Below are 14,704 nucleotides of genomic sequence, written 5' to 3'. Positions count from 1 at the left end.
GGCCGGGCCTATTACTTTGTGAACGTCCGGTCCTAGTCCACCAGGGGCCGGGGGCCCGCCGGCATGGCGACGGGCAGCTGAGGCTGACCGGGGCGCTGCGGCTTGCGGTCCTCGTAGTGCAGGGTCACGTCCAGACCCAGCGACATGAGTTCCTTGACCAGGACGTTGAAGGATTCCGGCAGACCGGCTTCCAGGAAGTTGTCGCCCTTGACGATCTTCTCGTACATCTTCACGCGTCCCTGAACGTCGTCGGACTTGACGGTCAGGAACTCCTGCAGCAGATAGGCGGCGCCGTAGGCCTCCAGGGCCCAGACTTCCATCTCTCCCAGCCGCTGGCCGCCGAACTGGGCCTTACCGCCCAGGGGCTGCTGCGTGACCAGGGAGTAAGGGCCGGTGGACCGGGCATGGATCTTCTCGTCGACCAGGTGGTGCAACTTGAGATAGTACATGATGCCCACGGTGACCCGGTTGTGGAACGGTTCGCCGGTGCGGCCGTCATACAGGATGAACTTGCCGTCCGAGGCGAGACCGGCCTTCTCGAGCCAGCCCCAGATGCCGTCTTCCTCGGCGCCGTCGAAGACCGGGGTCTTGGCGACGATGCCGTTCTTGAGCTTCTTGACCGCGTCCACGAACTCCTCGTCGGACATGGTGTCGATGAGTTCGTTCATGTCCTGGGTGTCGAGGATGGACTTGACTTCCTCGCGGATGGCCTTGAGGGAGTTGCCGCTTTCCTCGAGCATCTGCTGGACCTGCTGGCCGAGCTTGCGGCCGGCCATGCCCAGGTGCGTCTCCATGATCTGCCCGATGTTCATTCGGGAGGGGACGCCCAGGGGGTTCAGCACGATGTCCATGGAGGTGCCGTCCTCGAAGAACGGCATGTCCTCTTCAGGCAGGATGCAGGACACGACGCCCTTGTTGCCGTGACGGCCGGCCATCTTGTCGCCCACGGAGAGCTTGCGCTTCACCGCGACGTAGACCTTGACCATCTTGATCACGCCCGGAGGCAGATCGTCGCCCTCGGTCACCTTCTCGCGCTTCACGTCGTAGATGTTCTTGATGAAGGCGATCTGCTGCTCGTAGTCGGCCACGATGAGCTTCAGCTGGTCGTTGACCTCGCGGTCGAACAGGCCGATGAGCTTCTTGACCGGGACCTCGTCCACGGACTCGCGGTCGATGACCTCCCCGGTCTTGCCCAGGGTGGCCTTCTTGGGACCGGCCAGGTCCTTCTTCAGCTTGGCGCCCTCCACCACGGCCCAGACCTTTTCGCGGATCGCGTCGGTCAGGGCGGCAACGTGCTTCTGCTCCTTGACGTCGAAGGCCGCCAGCTCGGCGTCCTCGATGGCCTTGGTGCGGTCGTCCTTCTCGCCGGAGCGGCGGTTGAAGACCTTCACGTCCACGATGGTTCCGGCGATTCCCGGCGGTACCTTGAGGGACGTGTTTTTCACGTCGCGGGCCTTGTCGCCGAAGATGGCGCGCAGCAGCTTCTCTTCAGGGGTCAGCTGGGTCTCGCCCTTGGGCGTGATCTTGCCGACCATGATGTCGTCGGGCTTGATCCGGGCGCCGATGCGGATGATGCCGCACTCGTCGAGGTTCCGGAGCATTTCCTCGGACACGTTGGATATGTCGCGGGTCACTTCCTCGGGTCCGAGCTTGGTGTCGCGGGCGACCAGCTCGAACTCCTCGATGTGGATGGAGGTGTAGACGTCCTCCTTGACCATGCGCTCGGAGATGAGCACGGAGTCCTCGTAGTTGAACCCGCACCAGGGCATGAAGGCGACCAGCAGGTTCTTGCCCAGGGCAAGCTCGCCGTGGTCGATGCCCGGGCCGTCGGCCAGGACGTCACCCTTCCTGACCCGCTGCCCGACCTGGACGCGGGGCGTCTGGCCGAAGCAGGAGTTCTGGTTGGACTTGTGCCATTTCTGCAGTTCGTAGTGCTTGGCGCCGCCGGTCTCGGGGAACAGCCCGTTGTCGTAATTGATGATGATGCGCTCGGCGTCCACGTAGTGGATCACGCCGTCCTCCTTGGCCAGCACGCAGGCCCCGGAGTCGCGGGCGACCGGGCCTTCCATGTCGGTGCCGACGAGCGGCTCCTCGGCCTTGAGCAGGGGCACGGCCTGGCGCATCATGTTGGAGCCCATCAGCGCGCGGTTGGCGTCGTCGTGCTCCAGGAAGGGAATCAGCGCGGCCGAGATGGAGACCGTCTGGCTCGGGCTGATGTCCATGCAGGTGACGTCCTCGGCTGCGGTCAGCTGGACCTCGCCCGCCCAACGCGCGTTGACGCGCTGGTTGGTGAAGACGCCGTTCTTGTCCAGGGGCGCGTTGGCCTGGGCCACCACTTCCTTGGCCTCCTTGGAGGCGTCCATGTAGGTGACGACGTCGGTGATCTTCTTGTCCACCACCTTGCGGTACGGGGTCTCGATGAACCCGTAGTCGTTGACCTTGGCGTAGGTGGTCAGGGAGACGATCAGGCCGATGTTCGGGCCTTCCGGAGTCTCGATGGGGCAGATGCGGCCGTAGTGCGAGGTGTGCACGTCGCGCACCTCGAAGCCCGCGCGCTCGCGGGTCAGGCCGCCGGGTCCCAGGGCCGACAGGCGGCGCTTGTGGGTGACCTCGGAGAGCGGGTTGGTCTGGTCCATGAACTGGCTGAGCTGGGAGGTTCCGAAGAACTCCTTGAGCACGGCGGCAACCGGCTTGGGGTTAATCAGGTCATGGGGCATCAGGGTGGCCACTTCCTGCAGGGACATGCGCTCCTTGATGGCGCGTTCCATGCGGACCAGGCCGATGCGGTACTGGTTCTCGACCAGCTCGCCCACGGGCCGCACGCGGCGGTTGCCCAGGTGGTCGATGTCGTCCGCCGGGCCGTGGGAGTCCTTGAGGCGCATGAGTTCCTTGACCGCGAGGAGGATGTCCTCGTTGGTCAGGGTGCGGATGGACAGGTCCACGTCCTGGTTCAGGCGGGAGTTGAGCTTGTAGCGGCCCACGCTGGACAGGTCGTAGTAGTCGGAGGAGCGGAACAGGTTCTCGAAGAAGCTGGCCGCGATCTCGGGCGTGGGCGGAGAGCTGGGACGCAGCCTGCGGTAGATCTCGATCTGGGCGGACTCCATGTCCGTGGTCTTGTCGAGCAGCAGGGTGTCGCGAAGGGAGGAGGAAACCTCCATGCCGCGGGTGTGCAGCACGTCCAGGTCCTTGATCTTGGCGTCGCGCAGCTTGTCGAGCAGGTCCGCGGTCAGCTCCTCGGCGGCCTCGGCGATGACCTCGCCGTTCTTGTCCACCATGTCGCGGGCCAGGAACTGGCCGATCAGGGAGTCAGGGTCGACCTCGATGGCCTTGACCTCTGCCTTGATAAGCTTCTTCCAGGCCCCGCGGGTGATGTCCACGCCCTTCTTGAGGATGGACTTGCCGTCCACATCCACGTCGGCGTAGGCGGCTTCCTTGCGGTACTGCTCGGCCACCACCGTGCGCATGACCTTGGTCTTGAGCAGGGTGTAGGATTCGATCTCGTAGAAGTAATCGAGGATGTCGGCGCGCGACAGACCCATGGCCTTCAGGAGGATGGTCACGGGCATCTTGCGGCGGCGGTCGATGCGGACGTAGAGGATGTCCTTGTGGTCGAAGTCGAAGTCCAGCCAGGAGCCGCGCATGGGGATGATGCGGCTCGAGTAGAGAACCTTGCGGCTGGAGTGGGACTTGCCCGAGTCGTGCTCGAAGATGATGCCCGGGGAGCGCTGCAGCTGGTTCACGATGACGCGCTCGGTGCCGTTGATGACATAGGTGCCCTTCTCTGTCATCAGCGGGAGCGTGCCGAAGTATATGTCCTGTTCCTTGATGTCGCGAATCGTGCGGTTGTCCGTTTCTTCGTCCACGTCAAAAACTACGAGACGGACAGTTATACGGATGGGCGTCTCGTAGGTCAGACCCTTGGAGATGCACTCATCGACGTCGTATTTTGGTTCGCCGATTTCATAGGACACGAAATCAAGGCTAGCGGTCTTGTTGAAATCTTCAATGGGAAAAACGGACCTGAACACGCCCTCGAGCCCGAAGTCGCCCCGGCTGGCCGGCGGAGTGTCCGCCTGGAGGAATCGATTGTACGAATCCACCTGGAGCTCCAGCAGGTGCGGGATGGGGAGCGTGTTGACGATTTTGCCGAATTTTTTTCTCAGTTGACCCATTGTACCCTCATGCATGAGCGGTTGATGGTTGGGGCGCGGGGCTTGTAGGCCCTTGCCCTCTGTCTGGCGCATCGGCCGGCTAGAGCGACCGCTGCGGAAAATGGGTAGATAAGCTGCAGCCGGAACCAAAAACCCGGCACACCGACGAGGAGTAGATTTGCATCATGCAGCGCCTGCACCCAAGTAGCGAAAGGCGATTGATCCAGTATATATACATACAGAGCAAAGAGCGCAACGCCCTTTTGAGGGGGCGAGCGCTCTTTGCTTTGTTAGCTTAAGGCGTTGAAGTTACTTAACTTCAACTTCGGCGCCGGCTTCCTGCAGCTGCTTGGCAGCCTCGTCAGCCTCTTCCTTGGAGACGCCTTCCTTCAGGGCCTTGGGAGCTTCGTCGACCAGAGCCTTGGCTTCCTTCAGGCCCAGGCCGGTGATGGCGCGGACGGCCTTGATGACGGCGATCTTGTTGGCGCCGGCACCGGTCAGGACCACGTCGAACTCGGTCTGCTCTTCCTCGGCGGCGGCTTCGCCACCGGCGGCCGGGGCGGCGGCCACGGCAACGGCCGGAGCGGCGGCTTCGACGCCGAAGACATCTTCGAGTTCCTTGATGAATTCGGACAGCTGGAGGACGGTCATGTTGCCGATGAATTCGACAACCTGTTCTTTGGTGATATCAGCCATGATGAATCTCCTTGAAATTGATTCGCTTTGAACCTGGTTTTTACGCAGCTTCTTTCTGTTCCTTGATCGCGGTCAAGGCATACAGGAACTTGCGTTCGATGTTGGCGAACAGACACACGAAATTGCGAGGTACGGCCTGCATCGTGCCGAGAAGGGAACTCAGAAGCTCAGGCTTGCTGGGCATCTTGGAGAGTTCCTTCACTGCGTCGCTGTCAAGAAACTGGCCTTCGAGAGTGCCGTAGCGCATGGCGAACTTCTTGTTCGTCTTGGCGAAATCGGCGAGCGCCTTGGCCAGGGCGACGGGATCGTCGTAACCCAGCGCAATGGCGCAGTTCTCTTTAAGGTGTTCGCTCAATACACCGTGATCGGTGTCGTTGAGAGCCAACCGGGCCAGGGTATTCTTGACGACTTGGTAATCGACGCCGATTTCGAAGCACTTGGCGCGCAACTGGGTCATTTCCTCAACGGTCATGCCCTTGAAATCGGTGACGACGGCGATGCTGGCGCGCGAAGCTTTTTCGTGCAGCTGCTCGATGATCTGGGCTTTGTCTTGCCTGTTCATCTACCACTCCTCGTCGTTCGGCCCGGAAAGCAGGTCAAAGCGTAGTCTGAGCAGGATGTTTAAGGGGACACAGCCCCGCCTGCCTTCTCTGACTCAACCTTCCGTGCGATTATCTACTGGACCCCACGAGGGGGTCCGGCATTCCACTTGTTAAAACTAGGCTTCCAGGAACTTGCGGACGGTCAGGGGGTCGATCTTGACGCCCGGGCCCATGGTCGAGGAAACGGCCAGCGCCTTCATGTACGTGCCCTTCGCGGAGGAGGGCTTCATGCGCATGACGGTGTCCAGCAGGGCCTTGAGGTTCTCCAGGAGCTTGTCGGGGCCGAAGGAGACCTTGCCGATGGGGGCATGCAGCACGCCGGCCTTGTCCACCTTGAACTCGACCTTGCCGGCCTTGAGCTCGCTGACGGCCTTGGCCACGTCCATGGTCACGGTGCCGGTCTTGGCGTTGGGCATCAGGCCACGGGGGCCGAGCACGCGGCCGATCTTGCCGACCACGGCCATCATGTCAGGGGTGGCCACGGCCTTGTCGAAATCGAGCCAGCCGGACTGGATCTTCTCGACCAGATCGTCGGAACCGTAGAAATCGGCACCGGCTTCCTTGGCCTCGTTCTCCTTTTCACCCTTGCAGAAGACGGCCACGCGGACGTCCTTGCCCAGCCCGTTGGGCAGGGAGACGGCGCCGCGGATCATCTGATCGGAGTACTTCGGATCCACGCCGAGGTTGATGGCCACGTCCACGGTCTCGTCGAACTTGGCGAAGGCGGCGGCAACGGCGGCCTTCACGCCCTCTTCGACATCGACGCGCACGGTGACATCGCGGTCACCCACGGCGTTGCGGTATTTTTTTCCATGCTTAGGCATATCTCTTCACCTCGTTAGGCCTTGACATCGAGGCCCATGCTGCGGGCGGTGCCCTCAATCTGGTGCATGGCGTGTTCGATGTCATTGGCGTTCAAGTCAGCCATCTTCAGCTCGGCGATCTCGCGGATCTGGGCCTTGGTGACCTTGCCGACCTTGACTTTGTTGGGTTCACCGGAGCCCTTTTCGAGCTTGGCGGCCTTGAGCAGGAGCACCGCCGCCGGAGGGGTCTTGGTGATGAAGTCGAAGGAACGGTCCGCGAACACGGTGATGACCACGGGAATGATCAGGCCCTTCTGATCCTGCGTCCTGGCGTTGAACGCCTTGCAGAATTCCATGATGTTCACGCCGTGCTGACCCAGGGCCGGACCGACCGGAGGGGAAGGATTGGCGGCCCCAGCGGGGATTTGCAGTTTGATTTTTCCTAATTCTTTCTTAGCCATTATCGTATTCCTCGATGAGAAATTTCGCTGTTAGCGACAACCGGGGCTATCCCTTGTCCACCTGGACGAAATCAAGCTCCACAGGAGTCTGACGCCCGAAGATGGAGACGGACACTTTGAGCTTGCCCTTGTCGTAATTGACCTCTTCCACAACACCGTTGAAGCCGGAGAACGGACCGTCGATGACCCGGACCTCGTCGCCGCGTTCGAAGTTGAACTTGGGACGGGGCTTTTCCTGGCGGCTTTCCATCATGTTGAGGATGTTTTCCGCCTCGCTGTCGCGCATGGGAGTCGGGCGGTTTTTGCCGCCGACGAATCCTGTCACGCGCGGGATGGACTGAATCAGATGCCAGGAATCGTCGGTCAGGATCATCTTGATCATGATGTAGCCCGGATAGAACTTGCGCGTGGACGTCTTCCGCTCACCTTTGACCATCTCGACGATCTTTTCGGTGGGCATGACGACTTCCTCGATGAGGCCCTTGTCCTGTCCGGTGCGCATCATTTCACGCACGGTCTGTTCCACGCGCTGCTCGAAGCCCGAGTAGGTGTGGACGATGTACCAGCGTGCACGAGGCGCTGCGTGTTCCATTGTGGCATCCATGTTCTGTTCCAGCCTTTGCAAGTAGCTTTGGTCCTAGGAGAGGATGGCCTCGACGATCTTGGAGAGCGCCAGGTCGACCACGCCCAGGTAGAGAGCGATGACCACGGAAACAACCAGCACGGCGATGCACGTGGTGACGGTCTCCTTGCGCGTCGGCCAGACCACCTTCTTGATCTCGACCTTGGACTCCTCAAAGAACTCGATGAATTCCTTGACCTTGTCCTTCAGACCGGCTGCCGGGGACTGTACGGCCTGCTTTTCAGCGGCCTTCTTGCCTTTCTTCTTGGCCATATCTCGTTATCCCAAATTATTGAGCGGTTGGCGGGGCCTTGCCGTTTTACGTGCAAGACCCCGCACCGTTTCAAAGACTTAGTTGGCAGGGGCAGAGGGATTCGAACCCCCAACATCCGGTTTTGGAGACCGGCGTTCTAGCCGTTGGAACTATGCCCCTGCGCTATCGAAGCTACTTGGACTCCTTGTGGATCGTGTGCTTCTTGTCCCAGGGACAATACTTGCTCACTTCCAGACGTCCGGTAGTATTCTTCTTGTTCTTCTGCGTGGCGTAGTTCTTACGCTTGCACTCGGTGCACTGCAGCTGAATGTTGACTCGCATGATTACTCCACGATCTCGGTGACGACACCGGCGCCGACGGTGCGGCCGCCCTCGCGGATGGCGAAGCGCAGGCCGACTTCCATGGCGATCGGGTGGATCATCTCAACGTTGAAGGTTGCGTTGTCGCCGGGCATGACCATCTCGACGCCCTCGTCCAGAGTGACGACACCGGTGATGTCGGTCGTCCGGAAGTAGAACTGGGGACGGTAGCCGGTGAAGAACGGGGTGTGACGGCCGCCTTCATCCTTGGACAGGACGTAGACCTCGGCCTTGAACTTGGTGTGCGGGGTGATGGAACCGGGCTTGGCGGCAACCTGGCCACGCTCCACTTCCTCGCGCTTCACGCCGCGGATCAGCAGACCGACGTTGTCGCCGGCCTGGCCCTGGTCGAGCAGCTTACGGAACATTTCGACGCCGGTGCAGGTGGTCTTGATGGTGGGCTTGATGCCGACGATTTCGACTTCGTCACCGACCTTGATCACGCCGCGCTCCACACGACCGGTGATAACGGTACCACGGCCGGAGATGGAGAAGACGTCTTCCACGGGCATCAGGAACGGCATGTCGATGTCGCGCTCCGGCTCGGGGATGTAGTTGTCACAGGCTTCCAGCAGTTCGAAGATGGGCTTGGCGGCCGGGTCGTCGATGGAGTCGCACTCCAGGGCCTTCAGGGCGGAACCCTGGATGACCGGAATGTCGTCGCCGGGGAATTCGTACTTGGACAGCAGCTCGCGGATTTCGAGCTCGACCAGTTCCAGCAGCTCCTCGTCGTCAACCATGTCGCACTTGTTCATGAAGACGACCATGGCGGGCACGCCGACCTGACGGGCGAGCAGGATGTGCTCACGGGTCTGGGGCATGGGACCGTCGGTGGCGGCGCAGACCAGGATGGCGCCATCCATCTGGGCGGCACCGGTGATCATGTTCTTGATGTAGTCGGCGTGGCCGGGGCAGTCCACGTGAGCGTAGTGACGCTTGTCGGTCTCGTACTCGACGTGGGCGGTGGCGATGGTGATGCCGCGCTCCTTCTCTTCGGGAGCCTTGTCGATTTCGTCGAAGGCGACGAACTCGCCGTGGCCGGCCATGGCGGCCAGCTTGGTGATGGCGGCGGTCAGCGTGGTCTTGCCGTGGTCGATGTGACCGATGGTGCCGATGTTGACGTGAGGCTTGCTACGTTCAAATTTAGCTTTACCCATTTCAGTAACCCCCTGGATCAATAAATGTTGAGTAGGTTTCTATTTCTAAATACTTGTTGACAAGTAAAACAAAACAAAAAAACGCCCTTGTACTCACGATGGGTCTGAACGGGCGGCCTCATCCTTATTTGGATGCGCCCTGCCGACCGAAGCATGTGAGCACAGCCATACACTGTATATAAGGATGATGGAAGGAGAGAGATGGCGTGGTGGAGCGGGAAACGGGACTCGAACCCGCAACCCTCAGCTTGGAAGGCTGATGCTCTAGCCAATTGAGCTATTCCCGCTCACTCTCTGTAGTTCCATCGGCGGCCTCGCGGCCTGCCTCCTACAGTGTGACTCGAAAAATATGGTGGTGGGGGGAGGATTTGAACCTCCGAAGGCGTATGCCGACAGATTTACAGTCTGTTCCCTTTGGCCACTCGGGAACCCCACCATTTTGTCTTACTGGAGCTGGCGATGGGACTTGAACCCGCAACCGGCTGATTACAAATCAGCTGCTCTACCAGTTGAGCTACGCCAGCCAACCGGGAACGAAGTCTATATACGCCGCTATGTCAAAAATCAAGAGTTTTCAACGGGCTTTTTTCCCCTCGCGGGGAGCGCCGTCTTGCGCTCAGGGACGGGCCGGTGTAATGACAAAAGCGGTCGTTTGTCAACCCTGCGCCGGTATTTTTTTCAAATTCTTTCCCCCGGCGACCGCCCCTCGACCGCCCCTTCCGGCCCGGTCCGGACGGTCCCGGACCGCTCCCCTGCCCCGCCCCCTTTTTCCTTTGACTCCCGGACGCCCAGCCCGTATGTGCATCGCACCATGACCCGATTCGCCATCACCCCCGACAGCCCGTGGCTGGCCCCTCTGGCGGGCTATTCCGACCTGCCCTTCCGCCTGCTGGCGCGCCGCTTCGGCTGCGCCGTGGCCTGCTCCGAGATGGTCTCGGTCAAGGGCATGGCCTTCAAGAACTCCGGCACCCGCCGCCTCATCGCCACCTGCCCCGAGGACGACCCCATGGTCCTCCAGCTGTTCGGCTCCGAGCCCCAGTATTTCCCGCCGGTCATGGAGAAGCTCGTCTCCCTGGGCTACCGCAACTTCGACCTCAACGCGGGCTGCCCGGTACGCAAGGTCCTCAAGTCCGGCTCCGGGGTCCAGCTCATGGAGGACCTCGACAGGTTGGTCGGCCTGGCCGCCATCATGGTCGCCAAGGCCGCCGAACACCCCGAGGGCGGCCGCGTGGGCGTCAAGTTCCGCCTGGGCTTCAACAAGGGCGAGGACGTCTACCTGGACCTGGCCCGGCGGCTCGAGGACGCGGGCGTCAACTGGGTCACCCTGCACCCGCGCTACGGCAGGCAGATGTTCGGCGGTTCGGCAGACTGGTCCAAGCTGGCCGAACTCAAGCGGGCCGTGTCCATCCCGGTCATCGGCTCCGGCGATCTGTTCTCGGCCGAAGACGGGGTGCGCTGCATCGAGGAGACCGGCATCGACGCGATCATGTTCGCCCGGGGCGCGCTCTACGATCCGTCCATCTTCTCCCGCTACACGGCCCTGCGCCGGGGCGAGCCCATGCCCGTGCGCGACGGGGCGTTCCTGGCCGAGATCGTCCGCGAACATATCCGCCTGACCAGGCTGTACGAGGGCGACACCCGCTCCTTCCGCAAGATCCGCTCCATCGTCCCGCGCTACGCCAAGGGGCTCAAGGGCATCCGCTCCCTGCGCGCCTCCATGCTCCAATGCGAGACCTGGGAGGACCTGGAGGAGGCCGCGCGGGTCATCCGCGACCTGGAACGGGCCGACCCGGACACCCCCTGGCCCCCTGTTGACGACATTTGCCAATAACGTTTACAACCACCCCTGCGGTTTCAATCATTTCACCTCCTTGACAAGGAAACGGTACCAGCATGGCCAGCCAGTCCACCGACATTCTGCTTGAAGCGGGCACCAACGAACTGGAAATCGTCGAGTTCTATCTCGAGGAGGAGCCCAAGGCGTCCGACGAGGCCGAGCCCAACCAGGAGGACCACGCCCTCGAGGAGGGCCACAAGCCCAGCCGCAAGGGCTACTACGGCGTGAACGTGGCCAAGGTCCTCGAGATCATCCGCATGCCCAAGGTCACGGAGATGCCCGAGGTCTCCCACCCCGCCGTGCTCGGAGCCTTCAACCTGCGCTCCCGGATCATCCCCCTGCTCGACCTGTGCATCTGGCTCAAGAAGAAGCGCGTGGAGAACGAACCGCCCAAGGTCATCGTCACCGAATTCAACCAGGTCACCTCGGCCTTCATGGTCTCGGGCGTGACCCGCATCCACCGCATCTCCTGGGAGGACGTGGAAGCGCCCAACAAGTACGTCTCCGCCCTGTCGTCCGAGTCCATCACCGGCGTGGTCAAGTTCGACGACCGCATCGTCTTCATCCTGGACCTGGAGCGCATCGTCTCGGAACTCAACCCGGCCATGCGGTTGCGCTTCGACGACAACTTCGAGCTCGACGGCTACTCCGGGTACAAGGCGCTCATCGCCGACGACTCGCCGCTCATCCGCGAGATGATCCGCGACATGCTCGGCCAGGCCGGGTTCCAGGTGGAAAAGACCAACAACGGCCGGGAGTGCTGGGACCGGCTGGTGGAGATCAAGAAGCGCGCCCTGGACGAGGACCGGCCCATCACCGATTACGTCCAGGTCCTGGTCTCGGACATCGAGATGCCCATGATGGACGGCCACCACCTGTGCAAGCGCGTCAAGGAGGACCCGGTCCTGCGGGACCTGCCGGTCATCCTCTTCTCCTCCCTGATCACCGACAAACTGCGTCATCGGGGGGAGACGGTCGGCGCCGACGACCAGATTTCCAAACCCGAGATCACGCACCTCGCGCGCCGGGCTGCGGCTTTGATCGAGGCGCGGCGCGGGTAGCGGCTTCGATAGCGGGCCACCTCACATTTTTTCCTTGAGTTCTGGTCTTCGGATATTAGCGGCTTTCGATAGCGGGCCATCTGCACATTTTTTCCGGCCGCGCCAATCCTCACGTAGACGGCTACGCTGCGGTTGTCGCGGCCGGAAGAAAATGCACAGCTGACCCACTCTCGAAAGCCTAGCGCGAGCGCGGAGAGCCGCTGTCGGGTGCTGCGCACCCGAATCGCTCCAGAAGAATTGAACAATGGAAGGCCTTCGACTCAGCAATGAGACGAAGGTTTTTTTATGTGCGCGCACCCGCGAAGCGGATAGGAAAAGTTTAGGAAAGGATGGGGATGGGGGTCCGGGGGAAGGGGAAGGAAAGCCCTTTTCAAAGGGTTTTCCTTCCCCTTCCCCCGGCCGCCGGAGGCATTCTTTTTCTAGCAGATTCTCGGGAGTTGTTCGCCTTCGAGCATGCCGAGGAGGCGTTTGCCGCCGAGTTGGGTGACGAGGACGACCTTGCCGGGGTTGGCGTCGGTCATGGTGCCGATGCGTTTGGCATCGTGACCGAGCGGATCGGCGTGCATGATTTCGAGGGCCTTGTCCGCGTATTCGGCGGGCAGGATGCAGCTGAACTTGCCCTCGTTGGCCAGGTAGAGCGGGTCCAGGCCGAGGATGGAACAGCCGCCCTTGACCTCGGCCCGCACCGGGATGGCGGTCTCGGTCAGCTCGCAACAGACGTTGGAGCTCTTGGTGATCTCGTTCAGGGTGGTGGCCAGGCCGCCGCGGGTGGGGTCGCGCAGGACGTGGACCTCGGGCAGCTCGCGCACGAGTTTGACCAGCAGGTGGTTGAGGGCGGCGGAGTCGGACTGGACCTTGGCCTCGAAGTCCAGGCCCTCGCGGGTGCCGAGCACGGTCAGGCCGTGGTCGCCGATGGTCCCGGAGACCAGGACCGCGTCGCCCGTGCGGGCCGCGTCGCCGCTCGGGGCCGGGTCGGCGATGACCTCGCCGATGCCCGTGGTGTTGATGAAGATCTTGTCGCAGGCCCCCTTGGGCACGACCTTGGTGTCGCCGGTCACGACCTTGACCCCGGCGTGTTTGGCGGCCTCGCCCATGGACTGGACGATGCGCTCCAGGTCGGCCATGGGCAGCCCCTCCTCGATGATGTAGCCGCAGGTGATGTAGCGCGGCACCGCGCCCATCATGGCCACGTCGTTGACCGTGCCGTGCACGGCCAGCGAGCCGATGTCGCCGCCCGGAAAGAAGATCGGGTCCACGGTGAACGAGTCGGTGGACATGGCGATCCTGCCGGACAGATCAAGCACGGCCGCGTCGTTCAGGCGGTCTAGCTCGTCGTTGCCGAGATATTTCAGGAAGAGTTCGGAAATCAGGCGCTGGGAAGCGCGGCCGCCGCTGCCGTAGTCGAGTAACACCTTGTCAGACATGATATCAACCTTCCAGGCTGTTCAAAAACGTGCGAGTGCAAGGCGCAAGAAAAGTTCAAGGCCGCCGCGTACAAAACGTACGCAAGGGTTTGAACTTTTCGCAGCAACGCAGCAATCGTGCATTTTTCAACAGCCTGTTAATCCAATTTGTATTTGTAGTAGGCGGCGCAGGAACCCTCGGTGGAAACCATGCACGGGCCGACCGGGTTGGCCGGGGTGCAGGCCTTGCCGAACAGGGGGCACTGGTCGGGCTGCTTGATGCCCTTGAGGATGTCGCCGCATTTGCAGCCGGGCAGGGACGGGCCGTCCTTGATCTCGATGCCGAACTGCTTCTTGGCGTCGAAGGCTTCCCACTCGGGCCGGATTTCCAGGCCGGAGCCGGGGATCAGGCCCAAGCCGCGCCACAGGGCGTCGCAGGGCTCGAAGACCTCGTACATGATCTCCAGCGCCTTGGGGTTGCCGTTCTCGCCGACGATGCGCGTGTAGTTGTTGGCCACGTGGGCCTCGCCCCGGTTGCGCCACTCGATCATCTGGTTCAGGGACTGGAGGATGTCCAGGGGCTCGAACCCGGTGACCACGGCGGACTTGGCGTAGTTCTCGGCGATGAAGTTGTAGGGCGCAACCCCGATGATGGCCGAGACGTGGCCGGGCAGGATGAAGCCGTCGATGTTGATGGCTTCGTCCGACAGCAGCGCGTCCAGGGCCGTGGGCACGGTCTTGTGGAAACAGAGGATGCGCAGGTTGTCGATGCCCTGGTCGCGGGCCATCTTCATGGTCGCGGCGATGGTCGGGGCCGTGGTCTCGAAGCCCACGCCGATGAAGACCACCAGGTCGCCGGGGTTTTCCCGGGCCAGCTTGAGGGTGTCGAAGGGCGAATAGACCACCTTGACCCGCGCCCCGTCGGCCACGGCCTTCTTGAGGTTGCGGCCCTTGTCTCCGGGCACGCGCATGAGGTCGCCGAAGGTGGCCATGATGACCTTGTCGCGCCCGGCCAGGTCCAGGAAGGCGTTGACCTCGGACTCGTGGGTCACGCAGACCGGACAGCCCGGCCCGGACAGGTGGACGATCTTTTCGGGCAGCAGGGAACGCAGGCCGGACTGGAAGATGGCCACGGTGTGGGTGCCGCAGACCTCCATGAAGCGCAGCTCCCGGTCCAGCTCGGATTCCATCTTGTCGAGGATTTTCCGGCACAGGGCCGGATCACGAAACTTTTCCAGTAATTCGAAGCTCAAAGCATAGTCCTTTAGGCTGATTTC

13 protein-coding genes and 4 tRNA genes are annotated in these 14,704 nt (G+C 61.9%); 2 read left to right on the top strand and 15 right to left on the bottom strand.

What is annotated here, in order from left to right:
- Window positions 1–32: 32 nt before the first annotated feature.
- The 13 genes from rpoB to DND132_RS17025 all read right to left on the bottom strand — a co-directional run bounded on the left by rpoB (window position 33) and on the right by DND132_RS17025 (window position 9,650).
- Window positions 33–4,172 carry a DNA-directed RNA polymerase subunit beta gene (rpoB, locus tag DND132_RS17085; protein WP_014324021.1) on the bottom strand — a complete coding sequence of 1,380 codons (4,140 nt, stop codon included), beginning with the start codon at window positions 4,170–4,172 and terminating at the stop codon, window positions 33–35.
- A gap of 288 nt (window positions 4,173–4,460) precedes the next feature.
- Window positions 4,461–4,847, bottom strand: a complete 387-nt coding sequence (gene rplL, locus DND132_RS17080) for a 50S ribosomal protein L7/L12 (protein ID WP_014324020.1) — start codon at window positions 4,845–4,847, stop codon at window positions 4,461–4,463.
- A gap of 40 nt (window positions 4,848–4,887) precedes the next feature.
- Window positions 4,888–5,409 (bottom strand): 50S ribosomal protein L10, encoded by a 522-nt coding sequence (gene rplJ / locus DND132_RS17075; RefSeq protein ID WP_014324019.1) that lies wholly within the window; start codon window positions 5,407–5,409, stop codon window positions 4,888–4,890.
- A gap of 156 nt (window positions 5,410–5,565) precedes the next feature.
- Complete coding sequence (gene rplA / locus DND132_RS17070) at window positions 5,566–6,273, bottom strand: 50S ribosomal protein L1 (RefSeq protein ID WP_014324018.1); 708 nt, start codon at window positions 6,271–6,273, stop codon at window positions 5,566–5,568.
- A 14-nt stretch (window positions 6,274–6,287) separates the two neighbouring features.
- Entirely contained in the window at window positions 6,288–6,713 is a 426-nt protein-coding gene (gene rplK, locus DND132_RS17065) for a 50S ribosomal protein L11 (RefSeq protein ID WP_014324017.1), read from the bottom strand.
- A 46-nt stretch (window positions 6,714–6,759) separates the two neighbouring features.
- Complete coding sequence (nusG, locus tag DND132_RS17060) at window positions 6,760–7,317, bottom strand: transcription termination/antitermination protein NusG (RefSeq protein ID WP_041915844.1); 558 nt, start codon at window positions 7,315–7,317, stop codon at window positions 6,760–6,762.
- Between the two features lie 33 nt (window positions 7,318–7,350).
- Window positions 7,351–7,608, bottom strand: coding sequence for a preprotein translocase subunit SecE (gene secE, locus DND132_RS17055; RefSeq protein WP_014324015.1), 258 nt, complete (start codon window positions 7,606–7,608; stop codon window positions 7,351–7,353).
- Window positions 7,609–7,691: 83 nt separating this feature from the next.
- Window positions 7,692–7,768: transfer RNA gene (locus tag DND132_RS17050), tRNA-Trp, on the bottom strand.
- Window positions 7,769–7,780: 12 nt separating this feature from the next.
- The gene (rpmG, locus tag DND132_RS17045; RefSeq protein WP_014324014.1) at window positions 7,781–7,930 is read right to left on the bottom strand and encodes a 50S ribosomal protein L33; all 150 of its coding nucleotides are present in this window, start codon (window positions 7,928–7,930) and stop codon (window positions 7,781–7,783) included.
- A 2-nt stretch (window positions 7,931–7,932) separates the two neighbouring features.
- Window positions 7,933–9,126 (bottom strand): elongation factor Tu, encoded by a 1,194-nt coding sequence (tuf, locus tag DND132_RS17040; protein WP_014324013.1) that lies wholly within the window; start codon window positions 9,124–9,126, stop codon window positions 7,933–7,935.
- A 210-nt stretch (window positions 9,127–9,336) separates the two neighbouring features.
- Window positions 9,337–9,413 (bottom strand) — tRNA-Gly (locus tag DND132_RS17035).
- Window positions 9,414–9,476: 63 nt separating this feature from the next.
- Window positions 9,477–9,562, bottom strand: a tRNA-Tyr gene (locus DND132_RS17030).
- A gap of 12 nt (window positions 9,563–9,574) precedes the next feature.
- Window positions 9,575–9,650, bottom strand: a tRNA-Thr gene (locus DND132_RS17025).
- Window positions 9,651–9,937: 287 nt separating this feature from the next.
- Between DND132_RS17025 and DND132_RS17020 the strand changes: the two genes are divergently transcribed.
- Together DND132_RS17020 and DND132_RS17015 are read left to right on the top strand one after the other, a co-directional pair.
- A complete protein-coding gene (locus tag DND132_RS17020) occupies window positions 9,938–10,957 on the top strand; it encodes a tRNA dihydrouridine synthase (protein ID WP_014324012.1) in 1,020 nt (339 codons plus the stop codon).
- A 62-nt stretch (window positions 10,958–11,019) separates the two neighbouring features.
- Window positions 11,020–12,024 carry a chemotaxis protein gene (locus tag DND132_RS17015; protein WP_014324011.1) on the top strand — a complete coding sequence of 335 codons (1,005 nt, stop codon included), beginning with the start codon at window positions 11,020–11,022 and terminating at the stop codon, window positions 12,022–12,024.
- 419 nt (window positions 12,025–12,443) lie between these two features.
- Here the strand turns inward: DND132_RS17015 and hypE are convergent, their stop codons facing one another.
- Window positions 12,444–13,448: a hydrogenase expression/formation protein HypE gene (gene hypE, locus DND132_RS17010; protein ID WP_014324010.1), complete on the bottom strand. Its 1,005-nt coding sequence runs from the start codon at window positions 13,446–13,448 to the stop codon at window positions 12,444–12,446.
- A gap of 137 nt (window positions 13,449–13,585) precedes the next feature.
- The gene (hypD, locus tag DND132_RS17005; protein ID WP_014324009.1) at window positions 13,586–14,680 is read right to left on the bottom strand and encodes a hydrogenase formation protein HypD; all 1,095 of its coding nucleotides are present in this window, start codon (window positions 14,678–14,680) and stop codon (window positions 13,586–13,588) included.
- Between the last annotated feature and the right edge of the window lie 24 nt (window positions 14,681–14,704).

Origin of the sequence: Pseudodesulfovibrio mercurii, assembly GCF_000189295.2 — a bacterium.
Lineage (GTDB): Bacteria > Desulfobacterota > Desulfovibrionia > Desulfovibrionales > Desulfovibrionaceae > Pseudodesulfovibrio > Pseudodesulfovibrio mercurii.
Note: the sequence above shows the minus strand (reverse complement) of the source record. Positions and strands in the feature narration are given on the sequence as shown.